24 protein-coding genes are annotated in these 26724 nt (G+C 73.8%); 8 read left to right on the plus strand and 16 right to left on the minus strand.

The annotated features are described in order from the left end of the window. Window positions 1-34: 34 nt before the first annotated feature. Both BLT52_RS10590 and BLT52_RS10595 read left to right on the plus strand, forming a co-directional pair. On the plus strand, window positions 35-970 hold the full coding sequence (locus BLT52_RS10590; protein WP_157677065.1) for an ROK family protein: 936 nt from the start codon (window positions 35-37) through the stop codon (window positions 968-970). Further along, window positions 967-2748, plus strand: a complete 1782-nt coding sequence (locus tag BLT52_RS10595; protein WP_197678996.1) for a class I mannose-6-phosphate isomerase — start codon at window positions 967-969, stop codon at window positions 2746-2748. Before BLT52_RS10590 ends, BLT52_RS10595 begins: the two co-directional genes overlap by 4 nt. A 75-nt stretch (window positions 2749-2823) precedes the next feature. Here BLT52_RS10595 and BLT52_RS10600 read toward each other — a convergent pair whose 3' ends face one another. The 8 genes from BLT52_RS10600 to BLT52_RS10635 form a co-directional block, all read right to left on the minus strand. Then, on the minus strand, window positions 2824-3804 hold the full coding sequence (locus BLT52_RS10600; RefSeq protein ID WP_090593186.1) for a YihY/virulence factor BrkB family protein: 981 nt from the start codon (window positions 3802-3804) through the stop codon (window positions 2824-2826). 67 nt (window positions 3805-3871) lie between these two features. Further along, window positions 3872-4576 carry a DUF3618 domain-containing protein gene (locus BLT52_RS10605; RefSeq protein ID WP_090593188.1) on the minus strand — a complete coding sequence of 235 codons (705 nt, stop codon included), beginning with the start codon at window positions 4574-4576 and terminating at the stop codon, window positions 3872-3874. Continuing rightward, entirely contained in the window at window positions 4573-5022 is a 450-nt protein-coding gene (locus BLT52_RS10610) for a phage holin family protein (protein WP_197678997.1), read from the minus strand. Before BLT52_RS10610 ends, BLT52_RS10605 begins: the two co-directional genes overlap by 4 nt. Beyond that, window positions 5019-5963 carry a hypothetical protein gene (locus tag BLT52_RS10615; RefSeq protein WP_157677066.1) on the minus strand — a complete coding sequence of 315 codons (945 nt, stop codon included), beginning with the start codon at window positions 5961-5963 and terminating at the stop codon, window positions 5019-5021. The genes BLT52_RS10610 and BLT52_RS10615 overlap by 4 nt, the downstream gene beginning before the upstream one ends. A 201-nt stretch (window positions 5964-6164) precedes the next feature. Continuing rightward, window positions 6165-7418: an MFS transporter gene (locus BLT52_RS10620; RefSeq protein WP_090593193.1), complete on the minus strand. Its 1254-nt coding sequence runs from the start codon at window positions 7416-7418 to the stop codon at window positions 6165-6167. A gap of 75 nt (window positions 7419-7493) precedes the next feature. Continuing rightward, a complete protein-coding gene (locus BLT52_RS10625) occupies window positions 7494-8468 on the minus strand; it encodes an LLM class flavin-dependent oxidoreductase (RefSeq protein WP_197678998.1) in 975 nt (324 codons plus the stop codon). Window positions 8469-8508: 40 nt separating this feature from the next. Continuing rightward, complete coding sequence (locus tag BLT52_RS10630) at window positions 8509-9852, minus strand: L-fuconate dehydratase (RefSeq protein WP_090593196.1); 1344 nt, start codon at window positions 9850-9852, stop codon at window positions 8509-8511. Between the two features lie 186 nt (window positions 9853-10038). After that, window positions 10039-11784 carry a hypothetical protein gene (locus BLT52_RS10635; RefSeq protein ID WP_090593199.1) on the minus strand — a complete coding sequence of 582 codons (1746 nt, stop codon included), beginning with the start codon at window positions 11782-11784 and terminating at the stop codon, window positions 10039-10041. Between the two features lie 279 nt (window positions 11785-12063). On the opposite strand from BLT52_RS10635, the gene treS reads away from it, so the two are divergent. Further along, window positions 12064-14394: a maltose alpha-D-glucosyltransferase gene (gene treS, locus BLT52_RS10640; RefSeq protein ID WP_231946256.1), complete on the plus strand. Its 2331-nt coding sequence runs from the start codon at window positions 12064-12066 to the stop codon at window positions 14392-14394. Next, on the plus strand, window positions 14391-14600 hold the full coding sequence (locus BLT52_RS10645; protein WP_090593204.1) for a hypothetical protein: 210 nt from the start codon (window positions 14391-14393) through the stop codon (window positions 14598-14600). Before treS ends, BLT52_RS10645 begins: the two co-directional genes overlap by 4 nt. Before the next feature lie 103 nt (window positions 14601-14703). On the opposite strand, the gene BLT52_RS10650 is transcribed toward BLT52_RS10645, so the two are convergent. The 3 genes from BLT52_RS10650 to BLT52_RS10660 all read right to left on the minus strand — a co-directional run bounded on the left by BLT52_RS10650 (window position 14704) and on the right by BLT52_RS10660 (window position 16822). Next, window positions 14704-15126, minus strand: coding sequence for a ChaB family protein (locus BLT52_RS10650; protein ID WP_090593208.1), 423 nt, complete (start codon window positions 15124-15126; stop codon window positions 14704-14706). Window positions 15127-15194: 68 nt separating this feature from the next. After that, window positions 15195-15575: an SRPBCC family protein gene (locus tag BLT52_RS10655; RefSeq protein ID WP_090593210.1), complete on the minus strand. Its 381-nt coding sequence runs from the start codon at window positions 15573-15575 to the stop codon at window positions 15195-15197. Then, the gene (locus BLT52_RS10660) at window positions 15575-16822 is read right to left on the minus strand and encodes an LCP family protein (protein WP_090593213.1); all 1248 of its coding nucleotides are present in this window, start codon (window positions 16820-16822) and stop codon (window positions 15575-15577) included. Before BLT52_RS10660 ends, BLT52_RS10655 begins: the two co-directional genes overlap by 1 nt. A gap of 150 nt (window positions 16823-16972) precedes the next feature. Between BLT52_RS10660 and BLT52_RS10665 the strand changes: the two genes are divergently transcribed. Together BLT52_RS10665 and BLT52_RS10670 are read left to right on the plus strand one after the other, a co-directional pair. Beyond that, window positions 16973-18604 (plus strand): LCP family protein, encoded by a 1632-nt coding sequence (locus BLT52_RS10665; RefSeq protein WP_090593215.1) that lies wholly within the window; start codon window positions 16973-16975, stop codon window positions 18602-18604. An 84-nt stretch (window positions 18605-18688) separates the two neighbouring features. After that, window positions 18689-19654, plus strand: a complete 966-nt coding sequence (locus BLT52_RS10670; RefSeq protein ID WP_231946625.1) for a glycosyltransferase family 2 protein — start codon at window positions 18689-18691, stop codon at window positions 19652-19654. A gap of 264 nt (window positions 19655-19918) precedes the next feature. Here BLT52_RS10670 and BLT52_RS21225 read toward each other — a convergent pair whose 3' ends face one another. The 4 genes from BLT52_RS21225 to BLT52_RS10685 form a co-directional block, all read right to left on the minus strand. Then, entirely contained in the window at window positions 19919-20479 is a 561-nt protein-coding gene (locus BLT52_RS21225) for a hypothetical protein (protein WP_231946257.1), read from the minus strand. A gap of 112 nt (window positions 20480-20591) precedes the next feature. Beyond that, window positions 20592-21146, minus strand: a complete 555-nt coding sequence (locus BLT52_RS21230; RefSeq protein WP_197678999.1) for a hypothetical protein — start codon at window positions 21144-21146, stop codon at window positions 20592-20594. 626 nt (window positions 21147-21772) lie between these two features. After that, the gene (locus tag BLT52_RS10680) at window positions 21773-23785 is read right to left on the minus strand and encodes a DUF6807 family protein (RefSeq protein WP_090593223.1); all 2013 of its coding nucleotides are present in this window, start codon (window positions 23783-23785) and stop codon (window positions 21773-21775) included. A gap of 90 nt (window positions 23786-23875) precedes the next feature. Further along, window positions 23876-24568 carry a TIGR03089 family protein gene (locus BLT52_RS10685; RefSeq protein ID WP_157677067.1) on the minus strand — a complete coding sequence of 231 codons (693 nt, stop codon included), beginning with the start codon at window positions 24566-24568 and terminating at the stop codon, window positions 23876-23878. Window positions 24569-24638: 70 nt separating this feature from the next. On the opposite strand from BLT52_RS10685, the gene BLT52_RS10690 reads away from it, so the two are divergent. Then, window positions 24639-25712, plus strand: a complete 1074-nt coding sequence (locus BLT52_RS10690; RefSeq protein WP_090596606.1) for a mannose-1-phosphate guanylyltransferase — start codon at window positions 24639-24641, stop codon at window positions 25710-25712. A 118-nt stretch (window positions 25713-25830) separates the two neighbouring features. Further along, on the plus strand, window positions 25831-26031 hold the full coding sequence (locus BLT52_RS10695) for a DUF7455 domain-containing protein (protein WP_090593228.1): 201 nt from the start codon (window positions 25831-25833) through the stop codon (window positions 26029-26031). 157 nt (window positions 26032-26188) lie between these two features. On the opposite strand, the gene BLT52_RS10700 is transcribed toward BLT52_RS10695, so the two are convergent. After that, window positions 26189-26662 carry a MarR family winged helix-turn-helix transcriptional regulator gene (locus BLT52_RS10700; RefSeq protein WP_157677068.1) on the minus strand — a complete coding sequence of 158 codons (474 nt, stop codon included), beginning with the start codon at window positions 26660-26662 and terminating at the stop codon, window positions 26189-26191. Window positions 26663-26724 lie beyond the last annotated feature (62 nt).

Consider the following 26724-nt stretch of genomic DNA (forward strand, 5'->3'; position numbering starts at 1 on the left):
ACGGTGCGGGGTAACGATACCTGAAGGAGTGCCCGTGACCGTCCTCGCCGTCGACGTCGGAGGCTCCAGCTTCAAGGTGGCCGAGCTGGAGGGCCACCGGGTGCTGCGGTCCGCGCGGGTCCCGCACCGCTCCGAGCCCGCCGACCTGGACGCGCTCGGTGACCTGCTGGGGGAGTGGCTGGGCGCCCCCGCCGGCCGGGAGCCGGCCCGGGCGGCTGGTATCGCCGTCCCCGGCGTGGTCGACGAGCACGGGGTGCTCCGGTCGGTGCACGCCAAGGTGGGCTACCTGGTCGGGCTCGACCTGCACCGCTGGTTCGACCAGCGGCTCGGGCTGCCGGTGGCGGTCGACAACGACGCCCGCGCCGCCGGCTGGGGGGAGTACGTCGCCGGCGCCGGTCGGGGGGCCGAGGTGCTGCTCACCGTCACCCTGGGCACCGGCGTGGGCACCTCGCTGGTGGTGGCCGGGCAGGCGCTGCGCGACCGGGCCGGGCACCGGGGGATCCTCGGCGGGCACGTCCGGGTGGCCCCGGGTGGACGCCGGTGCACCTGCGGCGGCACCGGCTGCCTGGAGGCGCAGGCGTCCGGCTGGGCGCTGCCCGGGCTGCTCGCCGAGCGGCTGCCGCAGCACCCCGGGAGCCGGCTCGCGACGGGCAGCGGGTTCGCCGACGTGCTCGACGCCGCCGATGCCGGGGACGTCCTCGCCGTGGCCCTCCGCGACGAGCTGGTCGGCTGGTGGGGCGTCGGCATCGCCGGCATGTGCGCCCTGGCCGGACCGGACGTCGTCGTGCTCACCGGCGGGCTGGCCGCCGGCGCGGGACGCTACCTCGACCACCTCCGCACCACCCTGGCCGACCTGGCCTGGGACACCACCGCCCTGCCCGAGCTGCGGGTCGCCGAGGACGTCTGGGCCTCGGCCACCCTCGGCATGGCCGACCGGGCCCGGGCGCTGACCGAGAGGACCCCGCTGTGACGGTGACCGGCTACGGCAACTACGACCGCCATCCCCGGGTGGTGGTGCCCGGGGACGGTCACCGCCTCTGGTCCGGTGCGGACGCCTTCACCTACCTGGCCGAGCGGCTGCGGACCGGGCCCGCCCGGGTGCTCGTGGTGGACTGCTACCCCGGGGTCGACGTGGCCGCGGTCCGCGACGGGCTGCTGGCCGCCGATCCCGGGCTGGACGTGGTGGACGTCGAGGAGGCCGCCCTCGAGGCGGCCGAGCTCGACCGGCTGCTGGCCGACGAGCTGACCGGGGACCGCGTCTTCGGGGTGCTCAGCCGTCGTCGGCTCGCCCAGCTCTACCACCCCGACCGGCTCGAGCACCTGCGCCGGCAGCTGGCCGCGGGCGGGGGTCGGACCGCGGTGGTCGGCTGGGGCGCGAGCCTGGTCGCTCCGGCCGACGCGCTCGTGGTGCTGGCCGACCTGCCCCGCTGGGAGATCCAGCAGCGCTACCGGGCCGGGCTGGGGAACTGGCGGGCCGGCAACGGCGGGGAGGACGTGCTGCGGAAGTACAAGCGCGGCTACTTCGTGGAGTGGAGGGTCGCCGACGAGCACAAGCGGCCGCTGCTGGAGCGGGCGGACTTCCTGCTCGACACCACCACGTCGAGGGCCAGGCTGATCGCGGGCGACACCCTGCGGGCCGGGCTGGCCGCCGCAGCCAGCCGGCCGTTCCGCGTGGTGCCGTTCTTCGACCCCGGCCCCTGGGGCGGTACCTGGATGGAGCGGGTTCTCGGGCTGGAACCGCTGGATGGTCAGCAGTACGCCTGGGGGTTCGACTGCGTGCCGGAGGAGAACAGCCTGCTGCTCGGGGTCGACGGTGACGTCGTCGAGGTCCCCAGCCAGGACCTCGTGCTCACCCACCCCCGCGAGCTGCTGGGGGAGCGCACCTTCGCCCGGTTCGGGGCCGAGTTCCCGATCCGCTTCGACCTGCTCGACACCGTGGGCGGGGGCAACCTGTCCCTGCAGGTGCACCCGACCACGGACTACATCCAGCGCACGTTCGCGATGCCCTACACCCAGGACGAGAGCTACTACCTGCTGGACGCCGAGCCCGGGGCGCGGGTGCACCTCGGGCTGCGCGAGGGCGTCGACCCGGCCCGGCTCCGGGAGGAGCTCGAGGCGGGCCAGCGCGGGGAGGAGGTGGACGTCGACGCCCTGGTCGCCACCTTCCCGGCCCGTCGCCACGACCACTTCCTGATCCCCGCCGGCACGGTGCACGCCTCGGGGGCCGGGTCGATGGTGCTCGAGGTCTCGGCCACTCCCTTCATCTTCACCTTCAAGCTGTGGGACTGGGGTCGCCTGGGACTGGACGGGCGACCGCGCCCGATCCACCTCGAGCACGGGATGGCCAACATCGACCCCCGCCGTGACACCGCCTGGGCGGCCCGGACGGCGGTCGACCAGACCCGGCAGGTCGACTCGGGCCCCGGCTGGGCCGAGGAGCGGACCGGGCTGCACGAGCTGGAGTTCATCGAGACCCGGCGGCACCGCTTCACCGGCGCGGTCGATCACGACACCCGCGGCACCGTGCACGTCCTCAACCTGGTCGAGGGCGAGGAGGTGGTGGTCGACTCGCCGGAGGACGCCTTCCCCGCCGTGGTGGTGCACTACGCGGAGACGTTCATCGTGCCGGCCGCGGTGGGCCGCTACCGTGTCACGCCGTCCGGCGAGGGCCCGTGGGCCACGCTCAGGGCCTCGGTCCGGGGGACCGACCGGTGGCCGGCGGACCCGGCGGGGCCGGCGACCTCCTGACGACGCGAGGAGGCCCGGACCCACGGCTGTGGGTCCGGGCCTCTCGTCGTGCTCGGTCCGGCTCGGCCGTCCGGGTCAGCGGTCCCCGGTGCCGGGGGTCGAGTCGGCCTTCACGGCGTCGCGCTGACCGATCGGCTGCTCGGGCCCCTTCGTGGTGTCGCGCCCGGTCTGCTCCTCGGACTCGGCGTTGATCTCGGCACCCAGCAGCACGGCGTAGGAGGTGATCCACAGCCACAGCAGCAGGACGATGATGCCGGCGAAGACGCCGTAGGTCTTGGCGTAGTTGCCGAAGGTGGAGACGTAGACCGAGAAGCCGATCGAGGCCAGCAGCCAGATCACCGTGGCGACCACGGCTCCCACCGACACCCACCGCATCTGCGGGGCGTCCCGGTCCGGGGCGACCCGGTACAGCACGGCCAGGGCGGCGGCGATGATGACGACCAGCAGCACCCAGCGGGCGCCCAGCAGCAGGATCCGCACGACCGGGCTGTCGCCCAGCACCGACTCCAGCAGCGGCGGCACCACGGCGAGCAGGCCGAGCACCAGGACCAGGAAGACCATGGCGCCCAGGGTCAGCAGCAGGGCCAGCCCGCGCTTCTTGAAGAAGTTCCGGTCGTCGTCCTCGTCGTAGGCGGTGTTCACCGCGGTGATGAGGTTGCTGACGCCGCCGGAGGCGCTCCACAGGGCGACCAGGATGGAGATCACGACGCTCACGCCCAGACCCTGACGTCCACCGGAGGTGAGCGAGGTGATCTGGTCGGTGATGAGGGTGCGGGCGTCGGCCGGCAGAGCCTGGGTGAGGGACCCCACCTGGGTGGCGATCACGGCCGGGTCGGCGAACAGGCCGTAGAGCCCGACCAGCGCGATCAGCGCCGGGAACAGGGAGAGGAAGGCGAAGAAGGCGACCCCGGCGCCGAGGAGGGGGACCTGGTCGGTCTTGGCCTCGGCCCAGCCGCGCTTGGCGACCTGCAGCCAGCCCTTCTTGGGGATCTCACCGGGGCGGCTGGCGTCCTCGCCGGGCACCCCGGTCTCGTCCTTCGTGCGTCCTGCGGCCATCTCGTTCTCCTCGTTCCGTGGGGACAGACCAGCAGGGCGCCCCGTCCGGGACGCCCTGCGGTGTGGTTCAGCTCTGTCGGGACTCCTGCACCGAGTCCTTGGACTGCTGTGCCTGGTCCTTCACGTCCTGGGCGGCGGAGCCACCCTCGTCCTTGACCGTCTGGACGGCGTCCTGGGCGGACTCCTTCACCGACTGGACGGCGTCCTGGGCGGGCTCCCTCAGGTTCTCGGCCATGTCGCGGACGGCCTCGGTCGCCCCCTGCTTCAGCGGCTCGAGCTTCTCGCCCAGACCGGAGACGGCCCGCTGCTCCTTCTGCGACGCCGGGAACAGCCCGGCGACCAGGAGACCGGCACCGAAGGCGATCAGGCCCGCGGCGAGCGGGTTGCCCTGGGTGCGCTGACGGACCGCGCTGGGTGCCCCGCTGACGGCGCTGCCGACGTTGGAGGCGGCACCGGCGACGGCGTCCTTGGCGTTGGCGGCGCCGTCGGCGACGGCGCCCTTCGCGTCGGAGGCGCCGCCACCGACGCTGCCACCGGCGGAGTGCAGCTTGTCGCCGGCGGCGTGGGTCGTCCCCATCACCTTGTCCTTGACGCTGCTCACCTTGTCGCTGACCGTGTCCTTGACCGAGTCCACCTGACGGCGGGCCACGTTCTTGGGGTTGGCGGTGTCGGCGAGGGCGTCGACGTCGTCGCTCAGCGCCGCGCGGGTGCGGGCGATGTCGGCGCGGATCTGCTCCGGGTCGTTGCTCGAGACGGGATCGGTGGTGCTCATCGGTTCTTCTCCTCCTGCCCCTTCAGGGCGTTGGGGACCTTGCTGAGGGTGTCGGTGGTGTCCGGCACGCCGCGGACTCGCTTCAGTTCCTTCTGACCCGTGTTGGCCAGAGCCGCGCCGATCAGCGCCCACACGAGGACCACGATCAGCGAGGACCACTGGAGCTCCATGAACTGGCCCAGACCCCACATCAGGCTGAGGCTGATGAAGACCAGGACGAGCAGACCGGCCACGGCGGCACCGGCGAGCATGCCGATGCCCTTGCCGGCGTTCTTGCCGGACTCGCTCAGCTCGGCCTTGGCCAGGGCGACCTCCTGACGCATCAGCGTCGAGAGGTCCCCGGTGACGGAGGCGAACAGCTGGCCGATGCTACGGCCGTCCTCGGACTCCAGCACCCCGCGGTCGTGACCGTGCCCACGGTCGACGGGCTGCATGGCGTCGCTCATCGGGCACCGCCTCGCGTGTCATCCACCCAGGGGCTGGTGCCCGTGCCGGTGCCGTACCCGGACTGCGGGTCGGTCAGGTCCTCCTCGACCATCGACGCCGGGGCGTCGGTGGAGGAGGTGTAGCCCGCCTGCCCGGTCGGGGTGCCGGCCGGGGCGGTGGAGTAGCCGGTGGTGGCGTACCCGGTGCTGGCGTAGCCGGGCTCGACGTAGCCGCCGGCCTGCGCGGGCGGGGTGCTCCACGCGCTGGCGTCCCCGGACAGTCCGCGGGAACCGCTGCTCCCGGTGCTGCCGGGGTTGTCCAGGTCGGTGCGGCTGGCCACGACGTCGCGGGTGAGGCGACCCACCACGAGGCCGGCCAGCGCCATGCCGCCGAGGAACAGGCCGGGACGGCGGCGGGCGAAGTCGCGCACCTCGTCCAGCACGTCGGCGGGCTCACGGTTCTCGAACCAGTGCGCTGCCGAACCGATGCGCCGCGAGGCCTCCTGGGCCAGCTGGCTGCCCGGGCCGGAGCCCTCGGCCTTCGAGGCCATCTCGCCCAGCTCGGAGGCGACCGAGTGCAGACCGCCGGCGAGCCGCTGCTGCTGGCTGCCGATCTGGGTGCGCACCTCCGTGGTCACGGTGCCGACCAGGTCGGCGGCGCGCTCCTTGGCCTCGCCGGCCACACCTGCGGCCTCCTCCTTCGCGGTGCCGGCGACGTCGCGCCCGGCGTCCACCGCGGTGTTCTTGACCTGACCGGCCTCCTGCTTGGCCACGTCCTTGGTCGAGTCGTCCGACCCGCCGGTGGAGCCGGTGCCCGTTGCTGGGTCGGCCCAGGTGTCGGTGCCGGTCGCCGGGGTGGACGCGCCGTAGGGGTCACCGGCCACGGAGCCGGTTCCGGGGACGTTCGGGTCGTTGCTTCCGGGCCAGTCCTGTCGGCCGGGATCGCTCGTGTAGCTCGTCACGCTGATCTCCCATCACAGTTGTCGCACGCACTCACGTGCGACGCCTTTCGGGTGTCTCGGGCGGTGCTGTTGCCTCCGCCTTCGGGGGGCGGATACCCGTGACGACCCCATCCACGCGGGAATCCCGTGAAGATCGTCCGCGAAGTCATGAGTGCGAAGGCGCGGCTTCGCGCCGGGAGCGGTCGCCCGAGGAGTCAGGGCTCAGGTGCGTCCGGCGGCGTCCGCGTGGGATGAAGTGAGTGCCACCACGACCAGCACGGCCAGCACGCCGGCCCCCACCAGGTTCACCGCCGGGTAGCCGCCGAGGGCGAGCACCGGACCGGAGACGGCGGCGGTCGCGGCGGCCACCAGGCTCATCGCCGAGTCGACCTGCCCCTGGAGCCGGACCCGGGTGGCGTCGGCCGCCCCGCGGGCCATCAGGGCCGAACCGCCGATCAGGCAGGCCGACCAGCCGAGCCCGAGCAGCCCCAGCGCCACCGAGAGCCAGACCGACCCGAGGCCGTGGTGGTCCGGGGCCAGGGCGCCGCCGAGGAAGGCCAGCACGAACAGCGCCACCCCCAGCCCCAGCACGAGGCGCGAGCCGAAGCGGTCGGCCAGCCAGCCGAACAGGGGGCTGGCGGCGTACATGCCGAGGACGTGGATGCTGATCACCAGCCCGACCAGGGTGAGGGACATGCCCTGGTGGGTCATGTGCACCGGCGTCATGACCATCACCGAGACCATCATCGCGTGGCCGCAGACGACGGCGACGATGCCCAGCCGCAGGGTGGGGGAGGACATCGCATCCAGCAGCACGCGGCGTGCGGGCACCCGGGGCCCGTCCGCGGCGGGTGGGGCGGGCTGGACCGGCAGACCCAGCCACAGCACCGCGGCGGCCAGCACGAAGACGGTGACCGAGATGAGGTAGGGACCGGCCAGGGCCGGCAGCCCGACGCCGGTACCCAGGTCGGCCCCGGCCTGGGACAGGTTCGGGCCCACCACCGAGCCGACGGTGGTGGACCACACCACCAGCGACATGGTGCGCGCCCGCCGGGCCGGTGAGGACACCTCGGCCGCGGCGTAGCGGGACTGCAGCCCCGCGGCCGTGCTCGACCCGAAGGCCAGCATCCCGAGCAGCATCAGGGGCAGCCAGCCGAGCACCGCGGCCACCAGGACGACAGCGGCGCCCACCGCCCCGAGACCGAAGCCGGCGCCGAGCCCGGCCCGGCGGCCGTGGCGGGAGGCGAGCTCGGCCAGCGGGACCGAGACCAGACCCGCCCCGACGATGGAGGCGGTCTGGGCCACCCCGGCGGCCGCGCTGGTGCCCGACACCTGCTCGGCGAGCACACCGCCGACCGCGACGCTGGAGGCGACCCCCACCCCGGAGAGCAGCTGGGCGGCGACCAGCACGGCCACCGAGCGCCCGGGACGGACGGTGCCCGTGCCCGCTGCGGTCGTCGCGGTCCCAGCGGTCACGGTCGTCCTCCGATCAGGCCGTCAGGAGCGCGACGGTCGGGGCCGACTCTGCCGCACCCGCGACGGCGGGGCGAGTCAGTTGAGCGCCCGGGCCAGCGAGGGGAGGTCGTCGGGCCCGGCGGGGATCAGCACGACGCTGGCGGCGCCGGCGTCGTGGATGGCGGCGATGCGCTGGCGGGCCTCCTCGGGCGTCCCGGCGATGCTGAGCTGCCGGATCCACTCCGCGGGGAGCCGGTCGACGAAGTCGCCGGGGTCGGTGGCGTCCTGGCGGAGGCGGGTGAGCTCCTCGGCGAAGGGCAGCGAGGTCAGGTGCGGGTCCCAGTCGGGGAGGGCGAAGGGCGCCATCGCCGGCCGGGCCAGCTCGACGGCCCGGTCGGGGTCGTCCTCCACCCGGGCCACGTTGTAGGCCACCACGCGGTGCGGGCCGTCCGCGGCGATGTGGCCGAGCGCCTCGGCCACGTACTCCGGGCCCGCGGGCTCGGCCAGGACCGTCCCGTCGGCGTACCGGCCGGCCAGCCGCAGCGACTTCGGCCCCCGCACCCCGGCCAGCAGGGGAGGGACGACCGCCGGCACCATCTCCAGCGCGACGTGGTCCAGCGTCACGTACCGGCCGGACAGCCGGAGCCGCTCGCCGTGCAGCAGCGCGCGGGTGGCCTGCAGCCACTCCTGCAGCAGGGTCAGCGGGCTGGCCGGCCAGATGTCGAGCTGCTGCATCCACCCCTTCGACCCGTGCCCGACGCCGACGTCGACCCGGCCGGGGAAGAGCTCGGCGAGGGTGGCGACCTCCATCGCGGCGAAGGCGACCTGTCGGGCGGCGGCGGGGAGGATGCCGACGCCGATGCGGATCCGCGACGTCACCGCCAACGCGGCCGCCGTCTGGGCGATGCCGCCGCGGAAGCCCAGGTCCTCCACCGTCCAGGCCTCGTCGAAGCCGAGCCGCTCGGCCTCGACGACGAAGGACAGCACCCGGTCGGCCGGGAGGTCGCGGGGGACCATCACCCCGGTGGCGCGGGGGCTGGGAGCGGACTGCGTCGGCGCTGTGTCGGTCACGGGACCACGCTAGCGGTGCCCCCTGACAGGACTCCGCTCGTCAGCCCCGGGCGGCCGCGACGGCGTCGGCGTGCCGCTCGGTCCAGTAGGTCCCCTGCGGCCAGCGGTAGTCCGCCACCGAGGCGGCGTGCATCTCGGTGGAGTACCCGGGCCGGGTGGGGGCGACGTAGGCGGCGGAGTCGACCACGCAGGGGTCGGTGAAGTGCTCGTGCAGGTGGTCCACGAACTCGGCGACGCGTCCCTCGCGGGAACCGGAGACGGCGACGAAGTCGAGCATCGAGACGTGCTGGACCATCTCGCACAGCCCCACCCCGCCGGCGTGCGGGCACACCGGGACGCCGAACTTGGCGGCCATCAGCAGCACCGCCACGATCTCGTTCAGCGAGCCCAGCCGCCCGGTGTCGATCTGGCAGTAGTCGATGGCCCCGGCCTGGAGCAGCTGCTTGAACATGACGCGGTTGTGGCCGTGCTCGCCGGTGGCCACCCCGATCGGGGCGACGGCCTTGCGGATGGTGGCGTGACCGAGCACGTCGTCGGGGCTGGTGGGCTCCTCGATCCAGAGCAGGTCGAAGTCGGCCAGCGCGTTGACCCACTCGATCGCCTGGTCGACGTCCCAGACCTGGTTGGCGTCGATCATCAGCTTGCGGTCCGGACCGATCACGTCGCGGGCGATCTGGCAGCGGAGCCGGTCGTGCTCGAGGTCGGCGCCCACCTTGAGCTTGATGTGCCCGTAGCCCTCGTCGACGGCCTCCTGGCACAGCCGGCGCAGCTTCTCGTCGCTGTAGCCGAGCCACCCCGCCGAGGTGGTGTAGCAGGGGTAGCCCTCGGCCTCCAGCTCGGCGATCCGCCCGGCCTTGCCCGGCTCCTGGGCCCGGAGCAGCTCCAGGGCCTCCTCGCGGGTGAGGGCGTCGGACAGGTAGCGCAGGTCGGCCACGTCGACCAGCTGCTCCGGGGTCATGTCGGCCAGCAGCCGCCAGACCGGCTTGCCGGCGTGACGCCCGGCGAGGTCCCAGACGGCGTTCATCACCGCGGCGAGGGACAGCTGGACGACACCCTTCTCCGGGCCGAGCCAGCGGATCTGGGAGTCGGAGGTGAGCCCGCGGTAGACCGCACCCAGGTCGCCGACCGCGCGGTCGACGTCGAGACCCACCAGGGTCTCGGCCTGCTGACGGGCGGCCACGGCCACGATGTCGTTGCCGCGCCCGATGGTGAACGTCAGCCCGTGACCGGCCAGCGGCGTCCCGTCGGGGCCCACCGCGTCGGTGGTGAGGGTGACGTAGACGGCGGAGTAGTCGCCGTCCTTGTTCATGGCGTCGGAGCCGTCAGCGCTCAGCGACGTCGGGAAGCGGACGTCGTCGATGCTGACGCCGGTGATGGTGGCCATAGCCGATCTCCTCATGCGGATGGTGATTCGTCGGAGAGGATACGTCACCAGTGGCAGCGACAGCGGTTCTGGGGCCGTTGTGGAGCCGATACATCTGATCACTTGCCGGGCGACGACCGTGGCGGGGGGCGGGCGGGCCCGGGTCGGTCGACTCCGGGCCCGCCCGCCGCTCCGCGCGGCGAGGTCTCAGCGACGGCGTCGCAGCACCGCCACGCCGGCCGTCAGGGCGGTCAGCCCGAGCAGCCCGAGGGCGCCGGCTGGGCCGCCCGTGGCGGCGAGGACGGGACCGTGCCCGCCGGTCACGACGGCACCGCCGCCACCGTTCGCACCGGTCGCGACCGGTACCTCGTCGCCGTCATCGGTGTCGGTCACCGGGTCGACGACCGGGGCGGGCGTGGGGTCGACGGGAGCGGGAGCCGGGCAGGTCGAGCGAGCCGGCAGCTCCCCCTCGCCGAGGTAGACCCCAGGGCCGGGCGGGTCCATCGTCAGCGAGGCGAGGTCGCCGGCAATCCAGGGCACCTCGTCCTCGAGCAGCGCGAAGGTGAAGGAGTCACCCGCAGGCACCTCGTGCAGCTCCAGGCCGCTGATGTCGAAGGGGTCCTCGCTGTCGGGGTCGACCAGCGCGTCGGGGTCGACCAGTCCGACCCACAGCGCGTCGGGGTTGCTGGCCGGGTTGGTGAAGGTCGCCGCGTCGCAGGTCAGGGCGACGTCCAGGCAGCGGCCCACCAGCACCTCGGCGCTGACCTCGGGCTCATCGGCTCCCGTCGTGGCCTCGAGCGTGTAGGTGCCCGGCGCCAGACCGGTGACCAGCAGGTCCTCGGACTCCTCGTCCGCCACACCCTCCTCGACCACGCGTCCGTCGGCGTCGGTCACGGTCCAGGTCGCGGTGGTGTCGGTCGAGACGAAGAAGGCGAAGGAGAGGGCGCCCCCGGGACCCTGGTCGGTGCGGCACTCGGAGAAGACGTAGGCCAGCTCCAGGCCGCAGGCGTCGAAGTCGATCAACGCGTACCCCTCACCGGCTCCGATCGCGGCATCCGCGGAGAAGGCGGCGACGTACTCGACGTCGGTCGGCAGGGTGAGGGACTGGCCGGGGGTGAGCTCCTCGGTGATCTCCTCCTCGTCGTCGCTGTAGAGGTCGACGTAGACCAGCGTCACCGTCGCGTTGCCGGCGGGGTTGGTCAGCGTGACGTCCTCGCAGCTCTCCACCACCTCCAGGCACCCGGCCACCTCCGTGGCTGCGGTGGCCAGCAGACGCTCGGCGCCCTCCTCGAGGACCTCCACGACCTCGACCTCGACCTCACCGGAACCGCCGAGGCGGGTCTGCACGCTGCGCTGCTCCGCCGCCTCCAGCACGAGCTGCTGGGTGGAGGTCTCGCCGTCCTCGGCGGTCACCCGGACGCGCACGTCGACGGCCTCGTCGGTGGTGTTGGTCAGGCTGCTGCTCACCGAGGCGTCCTCGCAGGTGGTGCTGAGGGCGAGGGTGATGTCACCGGGCACGGCCAGCGGCCTCGGACCGGGAGCGGCTGCCGCCTCCTCGGGCGCGACGTCCTGCGACTCGTCGACCACGACCTCGTCGACCGCCGGGTCGTCCTGGTCGGCAGGCTCCTCCGCGGGCTGCTCGACCTCGTCCTCGGGAGCCGGCTCGACGGGGAGCGGCGGCGTGGACGGGTCGGCGGTCGGCGCTGCGTCCTCGGTGGGGTCGGTTCCGGGGGTGGGCTGCTCGTCGGGGGAGGGGGCATCCGGCTCGGTGACCGGGGAGGTCGTCGCGGTGGGTTCCCCGGCGCCGTCCCCGGTGGGGAGCTGCTCCGCCGACGCGGACGGCGTGGCGGGGGCCGGGGTGGCCTCCTCCGCCGCCGCGGGGGCCGCGGACACCGTCCCGAAGGTCAGCAGTGTCGCCACCAGGGTGGTCACCATCGTCGTGCGTCGGGCCATCAACCACTCCGTATCCCGCAGGTGCCCCGTGGCGAGGGGGGACCGGTCGGTGCCTCGAGGAGCGCACGCACATCATGTCGGGACCGTGGGTGTCGTAGGTCACGCTCAGGTCACGTTCTGCGCGGTGGCTGGACGCGTGGCCGGTCCCGGGAGGACGTCGTCGTGCCCGACGCACCCGGACGGTCGTCCAGGTCACCGACGCCGTCCCACCCGCCGGGCCCGCAGGTGACAGGATGGGCCGGGTCGCACCCAGACGTCGAGACAGCACGAGGAGCGCGCGTGAGCCAGCAGCCCGAGGTGGACACGGGGACCGACGTCCGGTCCCAGCCGACGGACGGCGTCGAACGAGGGACGGAGATGGCGCCGATCCCGGCGCCGGGCGTCGAGGCGTCGGGGGAGGAGCACGAGCCGGGCGTCGGGGACATCAACTTCGACGAGCAGTTCTACCCGGCCCGTCCGCGGGCGCTGCGTCCGCGGGCCCGTCGCAAGCTCACCTTCACCGGTGACCTGACGCCCCCCTTCGAGCCGGTCGGGACGAACGGCGCCTACGTGGAGTGGCTGGTCAACCAGTCGATGCTGGGCGACGCCACGATGCTGGCCCGCCAGCTGTCGGGGCAGTCGAGCATGTGGAACAACCCCTTCGCGCACCCGAACCCGCGCCGCGCGGTGGACACCGCGTCGGTGTGGTTCACCGCCTACCCGCTCTCGCTGATCACCCGTCCCCGCCAGTCCTTCCTGTCCGCGCTCGGCGCGGACGACCTGTGGGACGCCTTCGAGCAGATCGGCATCAAGGCCGTGCACACCGGACCGGTCAAGATGGCCGGCGGCATCTCGGGCTGGGAGCCGACCCCCAGCATCGACGGCCACTTCGACCGGATCGCGATGGCGATGGACCCGCTCTTCGGCACCGAGGACGAGTTCCGCGGCATGTGCGAGTCCGCGGCGGCCCACGGCGGCACCGTGATCGACGACATCGTCCCCGGCCACACCGGCAAGGGTGCGGACTTCCGGCTCGCGGAGATGAACTACCGCGACTACCCCGGCATCTACCACATGGTGGAGGTGCCGGAGGAGGGCTGGGAGCTCCTGCCCGACGTCCCCGAGGGCGAGGACTCGGTCAACCTGGACGCCGCCTGCGAGCGGAAGCTGCAGGACGCCGGCTACATCATCGGCGAGCTGCAGCGCGTCATCTTCTACGAGCCCGGGGTGAAGGAGACCAACTGGAGCGCGACCCGCCCCGTGGCCGACACCAAGGGCACCCGGCGGCGCTGGGTGTACCTGCACTACTTCAAGGCCGGGCAGCCCTCGATCAACTGGCTGGACCCGACCTTCGCCGGCATGCGGCTGGTGATGGGCGACGCGCTGCACTCCCTGCTGGACCTGGGCTCGGGCGGGCTGCGGCTGGACGCCAACGGCTTCCTCGGCGTGGAGCGCTCCTCGGAGGAGTCCCCGGCGTGGTCGGAGGGTCACCCGCTGTCGGAGACGGCCAACCAGCTGATCGGCTCGATGGTGCGCAAGGTCGGGGGCTTCACGTTCCAGGAGCTCAACCTGACCATGGACGACATCAAGGCGACGTCGGCGTCCGGCCCGGACCTGTCCTACGACTTCATCACCCGACCCGGCTACCACCACGCGCTGGCCACCGCGGACACGGAGTTCCTGCGGCTGGTGCTGCGCGAGGGGATGCGGATCGGCATCGACCAGGCGTCGCTGGTGCACGCGCTGCAGAACCACGACGAGCTCACCTACGAGCTGGTCCACTTCGCCACCACCCACCGCGACGACCCCTACACCCTCGGCGGGGTGGAGATGCCGGGCCACGAGCTGGCCGAGCACGTCCGGGAGACGCTGCGGCAGAAGATCACCGGGGAGGCGGGCCCCTACAACGCGATCTTCACCCAGAACGGGATCGCCTGCACCAGCGCGTCGGTGATCACCGCCACCCTGGGCATGACCGACCTGGAGTCGCTGAGCGAGGACGACGTCGAGCGGGTCCGCCGGGCGCACCTGCTGCTGGCGATGTACAACGCCTGGCAGCCCGGGGTCTTCGCGCTGTCGGGGTGGGACCTGTGCGGCACCCTGCCGCTGAGCCGGGAGCAGGTGAAGTCGCTCATCCGCACCGGGGACACCCGCTGGGTCGAGCGCGGGGCCCACGACCTGATGGGCTGGAACCCCGAGGCCACCCAGTCCGCCTCGGGCATGCTGCGGGCCACCTCGCTGTACGGCCCGCTGCCCGAGCAGCTGCAGGACCCGCAGTCCTTCGCCTCGCGCCTGGCCGCGCTGCTGGCCGTCCGCGAGACCCACGGCATCGCCACCGGTGCGCTGCTGGACGTCCCCGACGTCTCCCACCCGAGCATGCTGGTGATGGTAAACCGGCTGGCGGTGGGCGCCATCCAGGTGACCGCGCTGAACTTCGGCGAGGAGGACATCCGCGGCACCGTCATCTCCGGCGAGCTGCCGGTCGGTGGCCGGGTGGTCGACCTGACCACCGGGGAGCAGCTGACCGAGGTGGACACGCTGGGCAGCTTCCGGGTCGGGCTGGGCCCGTTCGAGGGCGTGGCGCTGATCATCAAGGAAGACGCCGACGAGACCGAGGAGGCCACGCGATGAGCGAGTCCGCATCCGAGCACGACCGGGCGCGTGAGCAGGAGCTGGTGGCCGAGCGCGCCGAGCTGCTGCCGGAGGAGGAGACCGCCGGCGGCAGCGCGGACCCCGAGGCGCAGGCGGCGGAGATCCTGGCCGACTCCGAGCGGCGCACCCTCGACCCCGAGGGCACCCAGCAGGAGTCGGTGCAGAGCCCCGACACGAACGGCTGACCGCAGGCCGACCTCGCGTCCACACCCGGCTCCGGTGTGCGATGTCGCTGCGAACACGCAGCAGGACCGCACACCGGAAGCAGGTGACGGGTCGAGCGGGCGGTCAGCCGCGACGGGCTTTCGCCGTAGCCCGGTCGTTGGCCTTCTGCAGGGCCTCCACCAGCTCGGACTTGGTCATCGTGGACCGGCCCGGGACGTCGAGCTCACGGGCCCGCTCGTACAGGTGCTTCTTGGACGCGTTGGCGTCCACGCCGCCGGCGGTCCCGCGGTCGGTGTCGGCACCGCCCTCCGCCTGGGAGTCCGACGGGCCCTTGCCCTCCTTGGGCTCCCAGTGGTCACCCACCTTCTCGTGGGTGTGCTTCAGGGCGCTGTAGGCGACGCGGTGGGCCCGCTCCTCGTCGCCGTACTGCTCCGCGGCCGAGTCGTGGGTCTCGGCGAAGGTGCGCTGGGCCTTCTCACCGCTGCGCTGGAGGGTGCTGGGCAGCTCGTCGGGGTCGACCCGACCGGACTTCGTGGTCTTCGGCATCGCTTGCTCCTCTCAGCAGACGACGCTACCCGCCGGGAGGATCCCGCGGTACGCCACCCGGTGGTCGGTCAGCTGGTCAGCCGGTGCAGGGCCGGACGGCAGGCCTGGGCGTAGCCGAAGGCCAGCGGCAGCGGGGCGTGCACGGTCAGGGTGGCGACGCACCCGTCGCCTCGGGCTTCGATCGCGTGCTCCATCCGGACCGTCGCCGGGCCGATGCCGACCCGCCAGCTCCAGCGGCGGGCGGCGGCGTCCACGGACTCGACGGTGAAGGGGAGCGCGGTCGGGCCGAGGCTGCGCACGGTGCCGGTCATCCCGGTGACGAGCGCGGTCGAGCTGGCCTCCACCGAGCGGATCTGGGGCGACCAGTCGCTCCACCGGCGGAGGTCGGCGTAACGCTGCCAGGCCTCGTCGGCGGGCAGCGGACCGGCCACCGCGACGGTCCAGCTCATCAGCGGTCCGCGAACTGGGCGATGGCGTCGGTGTCGCCGCGGGCGATCGCCTCGAAGAGGGCCGGGGCGTCCGCCTCGTCCCAGAGCACCGCCGACCCCGCGGAGGTGGAGGCGTTGGGGTTGCCGATCGGCACGGTCAGCGTCAGCCCGTCACCGCCGGCGATCCGGCCCATCGCCAGGGCGAGCTGGCCGGCGTCCAGGATCCCCGTGCCGGGGTCGGTGGTCAGCGACTGCGCGACGGCGTGGTTGAGACGCCAGTAGCGGACCGGGTTGAGCACGCTGGCGGGGGTGACGGCCTTGTCGGCCAGGGCCGCCATCACCTCGCGCTGGCGCTCGACCCGGCCCAGGTCGCCGCGGGCGTCGGCCTTGCGCATCCGGGCGTAGCCGAGGGCGGTGACGCCGTCCATGGTCTGGCAGCCGGCCTCCACCTCGAGGTGGGAGTCCCGGTCGCTGATCGCCTCCTCCGGGCACAGCTCGACCCCGCCGACGGCGTCGATCACCTCGACGAACCCGCCGAAGCCGATCTCGACGTAGCCGTCCACCCGCAGCCCCGTGTTCTGCTCCACGGTCTCGGTGAGCAGCGGCGCGCCACCGAAGGCGTAGGAGGCGTTGATCTTGTTCGAGCCGTTGCCGGGGATCTCGACGAAGGAGTCCCGGGGCACCGAGATCAGCGCCGGACGTCCGCCGGGGGGCAGGTACAGCAGCATCATCGTGTCGGTCCGGGCGCCCTCCACCGACCCGGTGCCCAGCCGGCTCTGCTCCTCCTCGCTCAGCCCCTCGCGGGAGTCCGAGCCGACGAGGAGGAAGAGCTTGCCGGGCTGCTCCGCGGGCCGGTCCCCGGTGGGGAAGGCGTCGACGTCGTTGCCGGTCGTCCAGGCGTAGGCCGGGACGCCGACCAGCCAGACCACCAGGGCCAGCAGCAGCACGCCCAGGGTGGCGAGGAACCGCCGCACCGGGTGGCGCCGGCGGCGGGGCCGGTCGGGCCTGGACGCGGTGCGCCTGGGGTCCACGGGCGGCGGGGGAGGCGGGACCGGTCGCACCGGCTCGCGACGTGCCGGCTCGGTGTGGCTGCTCCGGCGCTCCGCCGGGGGAGGAGCGGCCGCACCGGCCCCCGGGCGCTGGTCGCCGGAGAGGCCGTGCAGCTCGGCCAGCTCAGCCTCCGACATGGCGCGCGTCTCCTCCTGGCTGGGCCGGGGCGTGTCGTCGCGCCGGTACAACCAGTCGAGGTCGTCGGAATCCCTGGGCATGGCGGCAACGGTACCGACCTCCTCGGCAACCACCCCGAAGTCACGACGCCGGTCGGCGTGGCGGGCAGCGTCCTGCGACCGTGGTGGTACAGGCTTGTGCTCGATCTGGGTGGAGACCCTTCCCCGCTCGCCGAGATTGAGAGGTGTGCTGTGCCCGCTGACGTCCACGACCCCCGGACCACCCGCCCGAGCCTGCTCGGACTCGTCCAGGACCCCGACCACCTGCGATCGCGCGGCGCCTGGGCGTCCCTGCGTCGTGGTCTCGTCCTCCTCGGCATGACCGCCGTGCTCCCCGGGTCGGCGCAGCTGGTCGCGGGCAACCGCGCCGTCGGCACCCTCGCCCTGCGGGTCTGGTTCGGCCTCTGGGCGTCCGTGCTCGGTTTCCTCGCCCTGGCCCTGGTCAGCCGCCACGCCGCGGTCGCCGTGCTCAGCGCCGGGTTCACCTGGTCGCTGCTGCAGGCCCTCGTGGTCGTCGCCGGACTGGCCTGGGTGGGGCTGCTGGTGGACGCCTGGCGGCTGTCGCGCCCGATCGACATGCACCGCCCGCACCGCCTCGGTTTCGCCGCGCTGAGCCTGGGGCTGGCCTTCACCGTCGGCGGCGGGGCGGTCGCCTCGGCCGGCGTGCTGGACAGCCAGGGCAGCCTGGTCAGCCACGTCTTCGCCGGCGGTGGCGACTCCGAGCAGGTGGCGGGGCGCTACAACATCCTGCTGCTCGGTGCCGACGCGGGGGCCAACCGGGTCGGCGTCCGGCCCGACAGCATCACCGTGGCGAGCGTGGACTCCGAGACCGGCCGCACCGTGCTGATCAGCCTGCCGCGCAACATGGAGGACGTCCCCTTCGCCGAGGGATCACCGATGCGCGCCCTGTACCCGAACGGCTTCACCTGCCCCGAGCACGAGTGCATGCTCAACAGCGTCTACACCGAGGCCACCGCCCACCCCGAGCTGTACCCCGGCGTGGCCGATCCCGGTGCCCAGGCCACCAAGGAGGCCGTCGAGGGCGTCACCAGGCTGCGGATCAACTACTACGCCATGGTCGACCTCAAGGGCTTCGAGGCGCTGGTGGACGCCGTCGGCGGGATCACCCTGGACATCGGCACGCGGGTGCCGATCGGCGGCGGCACGTCCCCGGTCCGCGGCTACATCGAGCCCGGCCAGGACGTCACCCTGGACGGCGGCAAGGCGCTCTGGTTCGCCCGCTCCCGGCACGGCTCCAGCGACTTCGAGCGGATGCAGCGGCAGAAGTGCGTGATGAGCGCCATGCTGGACCAGCTGGACCCGATGACGGTGTTCACCAAGTTCTCCGACATCGCCGGGGCCGGGGAGCAGATCGTGGCCACCGACGTCGGCGGCGCGCAGGTCACCACGCTGGCCGAGCTGGCCAACGAGGCCCGGCAGCTCCCGATCCAGAGCGCGTCCCTCACCCCGCCGCTGATCCACCCCGGCAGCCCCGACTTCGCGCTGGCCCGGGCCACCGTGGCCCACCACGTCGAGGCCGCCGAGATGCTCGACCGCGGCGAGACCCCAGGCCCGGCCCCGAAGCCGGCCACGGTGGAGGAGCCCGCGCCGTCGCCCAGCGAGCCCGCACCCTCGGACCCCGCACCGACCGAGCAGTCCCCGGCGGGTCCGGCTCCGGTGGAGACCCCGGCCGAGCCGGCACCGGTCGACGAGGCCCCGGGCGAGGACGTCGGCGCGCAGCCCGGCGAGGAGGCCGACGCCGGCGATGAGCCGGACACGGACCCCAACAGCTCCGACGACCTCAGCGCCGTCTGCTCGGCGTGAGCGGGGACGGCTTCGTGAGAGGGTGCCTGCGTGGTCGACCCTGAGGACGACGCGACCCGGCGCTGGCCCGGGGTCAGCGTGGTGATGCCGGTCCGCAACGAGGAGCGCCACCTGGCAGCGGCGGTGGAGCAGGTGCTGGCCCAGGGCTACCCCGGTGAGCTCGAGGTGCTGATGGCCGTCGGCCCCAGCACCGACCGCACCGAGGAGATCGCCACCGGGCTGGCCGCCGCCGACGCCCGCGTGGTGCTGGTGCCCAACCCGGCCGGACGCACCCCGCACGCCCTCAACGCCGCGATCGCCCGCTCGCGGTTCGACATCATCGTCCGCGTCGACGGCCACGGCGAGCTCACCCCCGGCTACATCACCACCGCGGTGGAGCTGCTGGAGCGGACCGGTGCGGCCAACGTCGGCGGCATCATGGACGCCCAGGGCACCACCGCCTTCGAGCAGGCCGTCGCCGTCGCCTACACCAGCCGGCTCGGCCTCGGCGGGGCCACCTTCCACCTGACCACCAGCCGGGAGCAGGAGGCCGAGACCGTCTTCCTCGGCTCGTTCCGCAAGTCGGTGCTGCTGGAGGTCGGGGGCTACGACGAGACCCTGCACCGGGCCCAGGACTGGGAGCTCAACCACCGCCTCCGTCAGGCCGGGCACACCATCTGGTTCTCCCCGCGGATGCGGGTCACCTACCGGCCACGCTCGACGCTGCGGGCGCTGGCCCGGCAGTTCTACGAGACCGGGCGGTGGCGGCGCGAGGTGGTCCGGCGCCACCCCGAGACGGCCTCCCTGCGCTACCTGGCCCCACCGCTGGCGGTGACTGGCGTCGTCGGCGGCACCCTGGTGGCCGGCCTCGGCGTCCTGGGTCCGAGGTGGCTGCGGCTGGGGGTGCTGGCCCCGCTCGGCTACCTCGCGGTGGTGCTGCTCGGGTCGGCCGGCCTGCGCCGGGAGCTGCCGCTGCCGGTGCGGCTCCGGCTGCCGCTGGTGCTCGCCGTGATGCACATGACCTGGGGGGCCGGCTTCGTGGTCGGGCTCCCGCGCGACCGCGATCGCTGAGTCCCGGCTGGCCTCGCGGACCCGGCGTTTCGGCGGACCGTCCGGCTCGCCGTCCGCTGGATCCGTCGGCGGCGCCGTCCGTGCTTGCTGGCGGCTGACCCGGGCTCCCGTCGCCGCCGCCCGGTGATGCCCCTCGCACCGGCACAGGCCGACGTCCAGTGGCGGTGTCGGCCCTGGCCGGCGTGCAGAACCGGTCGCTGAGCCGACACCACTCGACACCGGTGGAGAGACGTCTGCTGAGGGTCCGGTTCTGCGAGGCGCCGATCAGGACCGGCGGGGCAGTCGCTTTCGCCACGCGGTGTAGGAGCCGATCGACCCGGCGTGGGGTCGCCAGAGCCACGGCCACGGGTGCACCCGCACAGGACCCACCGCGGCCGCGTGCCGGCGGAATCCGGGCACCGGCGCGTGGGTGACGGCGACCGCCCGGCCGGCGAGCTCGTCGGGCACCCGTCCGCGGCGGAGCTCGACCGGGCGGCGGGTGGCGAGGTCGGCGAGGGTCTCGGTGAGGAACACCAGGCGCTTGCCCGACAGCCGAAGCCGCGCGAGCAGCGGCTCGTCGAAGACGAAGACCGCCGGCAGGTCGAGGGAGGCCAGCAGCGCCGGGTCCTCGTCGCCGAGCGACTCCGCGGTCAGCCAGACGGCATCGGGCTGACCCTCCCCGATCACGTCGCGGGGGCCACCGGTGGTCTCGGGGTCGGGGTCGGCCCGCAGCAGCGGCTCGGGCTCGGGTCGGCGAGCCGGCGGCGGGTCGGGCGGCCAGTCCTGGATGGGGCACGCGTCCTCGAGCAGGCACTCCCCGCACAGCCGCGGCGCCCGCTTCTCCACCTGCCACCGCGAGAAGCCGTAGGGCTTGCCCGTGCCGGACCCGATGGTCCACTGCCAGCCGAGCCGGTTGGCCGCCCGGGACCCGTCGAGCAGGTGGGTGAAGAAGAGGTCCTCACCGCTGGTCCACTCCGCCCAAGGCGCGCACCGTCCACTGCGACGACATCCACATCCGGGTCTGGTTGACCAGCCACCCGTCGGTCTCCAGCTCGTCGAGACAGGCGTCCACGCAGCGCATGTCCCGGGGCCACGGGTTGTCCCAGGACCCGGACGGACGGGCGGGTGCGGCCCGCAGGGCCGTCGACATCCGCCGGCCGAGCCGGGCGTAGACGTGGCGCGCGTACTCCTGCCAGGCGAGCTCGTCGCGGAACTTGGTCCGGTCCCGCGGTGGAGCGTCGGAGGCCGCCGACCAGACGGTCGGCAGGTCGATCAGGCCGTAGCGGATGTAGGGCGAGAGCCGGGTGGCTCCCCGACGCTCGACCGGCAGCACCTGGTTGCGCTGGGCCGCGTACCCGGCGAGGTCGAGCCCACCCAGCGCGACGTCGGCTGCCGTCTGGCCCCCACGCACCGCCGGTGAGGCAGCGGGCTGGTCGGAGCAGAGGTCGGTGAGGTGCGCGCGCACGAAGGCGACCGCCGCATCAGGCCCCGGTCCGGGGGTGGGGAGGAGCACCCGCTCAGTGTGACCACCGGATCCAACACGACATGCGGAGGCCCGAGGAGCGGGCTGCGGGACCGTGGTCCGGCCGTCCGTGTGGCCCCATGGCGGGTGCGACCGGACGGTCCGACCCCGAGCGCGACGGGCCAGGCGCGGGATGGCCGGCAGAACCGGTCGCTCAGCAGACGGCGGTGGCGATATGTGGGGAGATGTCCGCTGAGCGTCCGGCTCTGCCCGCTGACGCGCCCTACACCGTGGTGTGCCCTTCAGCAGCCGGCAGAACCGGTCAGTCAGCCAGACGGCACCGCCCCCACGGGAAGGGTGCCGGGCTGGGTGACCGCTTCTGCCGGCCGTGCCGGGTCGGGCCGGGTGGTTCCCGGCGTCCCGCGGGGTCAGCACGGCGGCGATCGAGCCTCCGATGGCCACGGTCAGCTGCGGGTGGGCGTGCAGAAAGGGTCTCTCAGCGGACCGCGGTCGCGATATGTGCGGAGATGTCCGCTGAGCGTCCGGCTCTGCCCGCGACCGCGCCGGCGAGGCCCAGCGAGCTCCGCAGCGGGAGCACAACCGGTCACCCAGCCCGACGGCACCGCCCCCACGGGCACGCCATCGGGCTGGGAGTCCGGTTCTGCGGCCCGCCGGGGTCAGGCGGTGCGGTCCGCAGCGGCCGCAGGGGCGAGCAGCTCGGCGACCGTGGCGTCGTCCAGCCGGCCGTCGGCCACCAGACCGCGGAAGCTCCGGCGGACCGGGTCCGCCGGGGTGGTGACCACCGGCCGGTCCCAGGCCAGGGCCGAGCCGATGCCGGGGTAGCCCGTCACCCGGACGAACCAGGGGTCGGCGGCCGTGGTGGCGTCGGCACCGGCCAGGCCCACCGTCACCTCGCCACCGGGCACCGAGGCCGACCAGGCCAGCCACGGAGCGGTGCTGCCGTGCACCGCGTCCTCACCGGAGGCCGTCGGGGTCCGGACGTCCACGCCCACCGACGCCGGCAGCCGCCAGGTCAGCCCGCCGTAGCCGCCGCCGACCCGTCCGTGGGAGCCGGGGCTGCCGAGCTCGAGCCGGTCCACCAGCGGGGTCAGCGTGAGGTCCCACCCGAACACCCAGGCGTCGGCGCCGGCCGCCTCCCAGGAGATCCGACGACGCTCCCGCAGCAGCGGCCGACCGTCGCGACCGATCCACTCCAGCTCCTCGACCCAGGACCGCTCGCCCCGCTCCAGGAACCCCCGGTGCTCGACGTGGCCGTGGTCGTCGCGCTCCTGGTAGCCGTCGGCGGGCAGGTAGGTCGGTCCGCCCCAGAGATTGGTGGTCGGTCCGTCCCCGGTGCCGACGTGCTGCAGGGCGGTGCTGATCCCGTGGTGCCAGACGTGGTCGGGGGCGTGGTCGTCGGTGACACGGACGCCGGACCGGGTCCGCACCGGGTGCAGGAAGGGCCGTCGCCCGTTCACGACCTCGACGTCCCCGCCGTCGCCCTCGACCGCCAGCACCGCGCCGTCGAGCTCGACCACCGCGATCGGGTGGGAGGGGCGCCAACGGGTCACGGCCACCGGGTCCGCCCACGGGGCCCCGGCCGCGACGAAGCCGCCCTCGGCCAGGGCCCGCTCGCACCAGCGCACGACGTCCTCCAGCACGGGGGCCGCGTCCTCGGTCTCACCCCACCGCACGTACCGCTGGTCGACCGCGTGCACCGGGGCACGCTGCACCGCCTCCAGCACGACCATGAACGCCTCGCTGGCCCCGAGCGAGGAGCTGAGCGGCACCGAGGGGTCCCGGCCGTGCTCGACCAGCTCGGTCACCAGGTCGGTCCGGGGGTGCTGCTCGACCTCCACGTCCTCCCCGCGCCGCAGCTCCACCCGGTCCACGGTGTAGGCCAGCACGGCGCTGCCGACGTCCCCGCGCACGGTCACCGTCGGCTCCACCTGCTCCGGCGCGGCCAGCGTCAGGGCGACCGCCACCGCCGGACCCTGCACCGGCTCCACCCGGACGTAGGCGGTGTCGTCGCACTCGATGTCGTGCACCCGGTAGAGCTCGGTGTGCACCGCGGCCACCTGGTCGCGGCGCTCGATCCCGGCCAGCCGGAGGGCGGTGTTGACGCCGTGGGCCAGCGGGTTGGTGACCACACCGTCCGCGGTCCGCACCCCCGCCAGCAGCCGACGCCCGGCCCAGGCCGCACGGGCGTAGTAGCTGGGGCGGCGCGACCACGGGCCCAGCACGTCGACCTGCTGCACGTCGCCCAGGCCGCCCGAGGTCGCCAGCTCCCGCACCCGGGCCACCGCCGGCGAGCCGAGGTTCTGGAAGCCGACCTGCACGCTCCGCCCGGTCCGCCGGGCCACCTCCCGCAGGTCGTCGTACTCGTCCAGCCCGGCCACCGGCGGCTTCTCGAGGTAGACGTCGCTGCCGGCCAGCAGCGCCTCCCGGGCCAGCGGCAGGTGGGTGGGGATCGGAGTGCTGACCACCGTCGTCCCCGGCAGCACGGTGCCCAGCAGCTCGGCCAGCGAGGCGAACCAGGGGACGTCGGCCGGCACCTCGGGAACCGGCCCGGCCGGGTCCACCACACCGACCAGCTGCACCTCCCCGGCGTCGTGGCGCCGGCGCAGCGAGGTCAGGTGGACGGCGCCGAAGCCGCGGAGCCCGACGAGGGCGATGGTGGGGCGGGTCATGACAGCTCCTGGGTGGACGGACGGGGATCCCCAGCCTGGACCAACGACAGCGCTTGCGCAGCGGTTACCAGCACCCGAGACCGCTCCGGCTCAGACGGTGCGCTCGTCGGCGGCGATCCGGGCCAGGTCCGCGCTGCCGCCGCCGGTCACCACGACGGCGGAGCCGCCCCCCAGCAGCGGGGCCACCAGCGCGTCACGGACCGTCTCCCACGGCGTGGTCGGCCGCACCAGCACCCGGTCGGCGCTGCCGGGCAGGGCCGCCAGGCCGGCTTGGTCCAGCACCTGCTCCCCGTCGTCCCAGACCCGGGTGCCGGGCTCGGGCGGCAGCCCGACGAAGTGGTCGGGCTGGCTGCGCACCTCGGTCGACCAGTCCAGCCACCCGGCGGGCAGCGCCTCGCGCAGACCGAGGCCGAGGGGGTGCAGCGAGCAGGCCAGCACCGTGCCGGGCCAGGCGGCGGGCTCGGCGAGGGACTCCGGGCCCACGACGACGACCGCGCCCGAGTCGGCGGCCGATCGCACCGAGGCGCCCACCCCCCAGGCCGCAGCCACCCAGACCAGGCTCATCCAGTGCTCGGGGTGCAGCCGCAGCAGCGGCATCGCCACCTCGTCGCCGGGCTCGAGCTCCAGCTCCTCGACGCAGAGGTTGGACGCCTTGGCCACCCAGTTCGCGAAGGTCGTGGCCGAGAGCTCGGTGCGCGAACCGGCCGGCACGTCGTAGTGGGTGAGCAGCGGTGTGGCGCCGTCGCGGCGGACGCGCTCCTGCAGGTGCTCCGAGATCAGCATGGGCCCCACCCTAGGGACCGCCGCGTCGGAGCCGGCGCACGGTCGCCACCGCGCCACTAGGGTGACCGCCATGCGTTCTGTGGTCATCATGGCCGGCGGCTCCGGCAAGCGGCTGTGGCCGCTGTCCCGCCGCGGCACCCCCAAGCAGCTGCTGCCCCTGCTGGGGGAGAAGAGCCTGCTGCGGGTCGCCTTCGAGCGGGTCCGCTCCGCCGTCCCCGACGACCGGGTGTTCGTCTGCACCGGCGCGGAGTGGGCCGACGTCGTGGCCCGGGAGCTGCCCGAGCTGCCTTCGGCCAACATCCTGGGCGAGCCGGTCGGCCGGGACTCCCTGAACGCGGTGGCCTGGCCGGCGGCCGTCCTCGCCGAGCAGGACCCCGACGCGGTAGTGGCCATGGTCACCGCCGACCACCTGATCGAGCCGGTGGAGAGCTTCCGGAACGCCCTGGACCGGGCCTTCACCGTGGCCGAGACCTCTCCCGACGCCCTGGTCACCTTCGGCGTGGTGCCCACCAGCGCCCACACCGGTTACGGCTACCTGCACTGCGGGGAGCCGCTGGAGGGCGCTGAGGACGTCTTCACCGTCCGCGAGTTCATGGAGAAGCCGGACGCCGCCACCGCCGAGGGCTTCCTGGCCTCCGGGGAGCACTGGTGGAACTCCGGCATGTTCGTCTGGCGCGCCCGCACCCTGCTGGAGCAGCTGGAGGTGCTGCAGCCGGAGTGCCACGCCATCGTCACCGAGCTGGCCCGCCACCCCGAGCGGATCGAGGAGCTGTACCCGCAGCTGCCGCGGATCTCGGTGGACTACGCCGTGATGGAACCGGTCTCCCGCGGTGAGGCCACCGCGCGGGTGCTGGCGGTCCGGCTGCCGATCAGCTGGCACGACGTCGGCGGCTACGCCTCCCTGCTGGACCGCCTCGAGCGCGACGTCGACGGCAACGCCGTCCGCGGGCTCAGCGTGCAGGTCGACGGGCGCAACAACCTGGTGATCAACGACCACCCCGACCACCTGGTCGCCACCCTGGGGGTCAGCGACATGATCATCGTGGCCACCCGCACCATCACCCTGGTCTGCCCGTTGGGGGAGTCCGAGCGGGTCAAGGAGCTGGTCGCCGCCGTCACCGACTCCGACGTCCGCTACGCCTGAGGCGAAGCCGGTCGGCGCGTCCGTGGATCCGCACCACTCCGAAACCCTGTCGGCACCGAACGAGGGGTGAGGCAGAGGCCCCCGGGCGCTGCCACCGACGACCAGGAGGGTCACGACCATGCACACCACCGCCGCTCCCGCCCCCGTCAGGCTGAGCCGGGCCGACCGCTGCGACCGCTGCCTGGCCCAGGCGCTGGTGGCGCTGCGGGTGGGGGAGCGTCACGACCTGCTCTTCTGCGGCCACCACTACCGCGAGCACGCCAGCGTCCTGGCCGCCCAGGGGGCGCGGGTGCTGATCGACCGCCGCCCAGGCCGCTGACCCCCTGCGCGTCCCCGGGCCCAGCCCGTCGGGGTGACCGTCTCCGGGCGTCGCCGCCTGCGTCCAGCAGGTCGCCGTCGCGACGGACCAGGGTGCTGCCCGTTCGCACCCCTCGGGAGGCACCCACCGGCACGTCCTGACGTGGCCGGTCCAGCGGCTACTCGTAGAAGCCGTCCAGGGGGGTGCCCTGCGTGGCGTGGACGATCTTGAGCAGCAGCCGGTTCAGCTCTGCGCTCTCCTGGGTGGTGAGCCCGGCGTCGCTGAGGTCGTTGGTGGACATCGCGATGTCCCAGACCGCGTCCAGGGCCCGGCGCCCGTCGTCGGTGATCTGGACCGGGTTGCGCCGGCCGCGGGCGCGCTCACCGGTGCGGCGGACCAGCCCGCGCTGCTCGAGCCCGTCCAGGAGCGGGGCGATGCTCTGGGGCTGGACCAGGACGGCACGGGCGAGGTCGGCCTGGGTCATCTCCGGGGAGATGGTCAGGTAGGCCAGCACGCCGAAGTGGACCGGGTTGAGACCGTGCTCGGCCAGTCGCTCGGCCAGGCGCTGCCCGGCGAAGCGGGCCACCCGCACCACGCTCCAGGTCAGCACCTCGTCGAGCTCCTCCACACTCCGCTTCCGTCCCTCACCCATGCCCCCATCATCGCCCTCAGGGAGCGACAGGTAACCTCTGTTACAGGTTTCTGTTACTTCTC

This window comes from Auraticoccus monumenti (assembly GCF_900101785.1).
Taxonomy (GTDB): Bacteria; Actinomycetota; Actinomycetes; order Propionibacteriales; family Propionibacteriaceae; genus Auraticoccus; species Auraticoccus monumenti.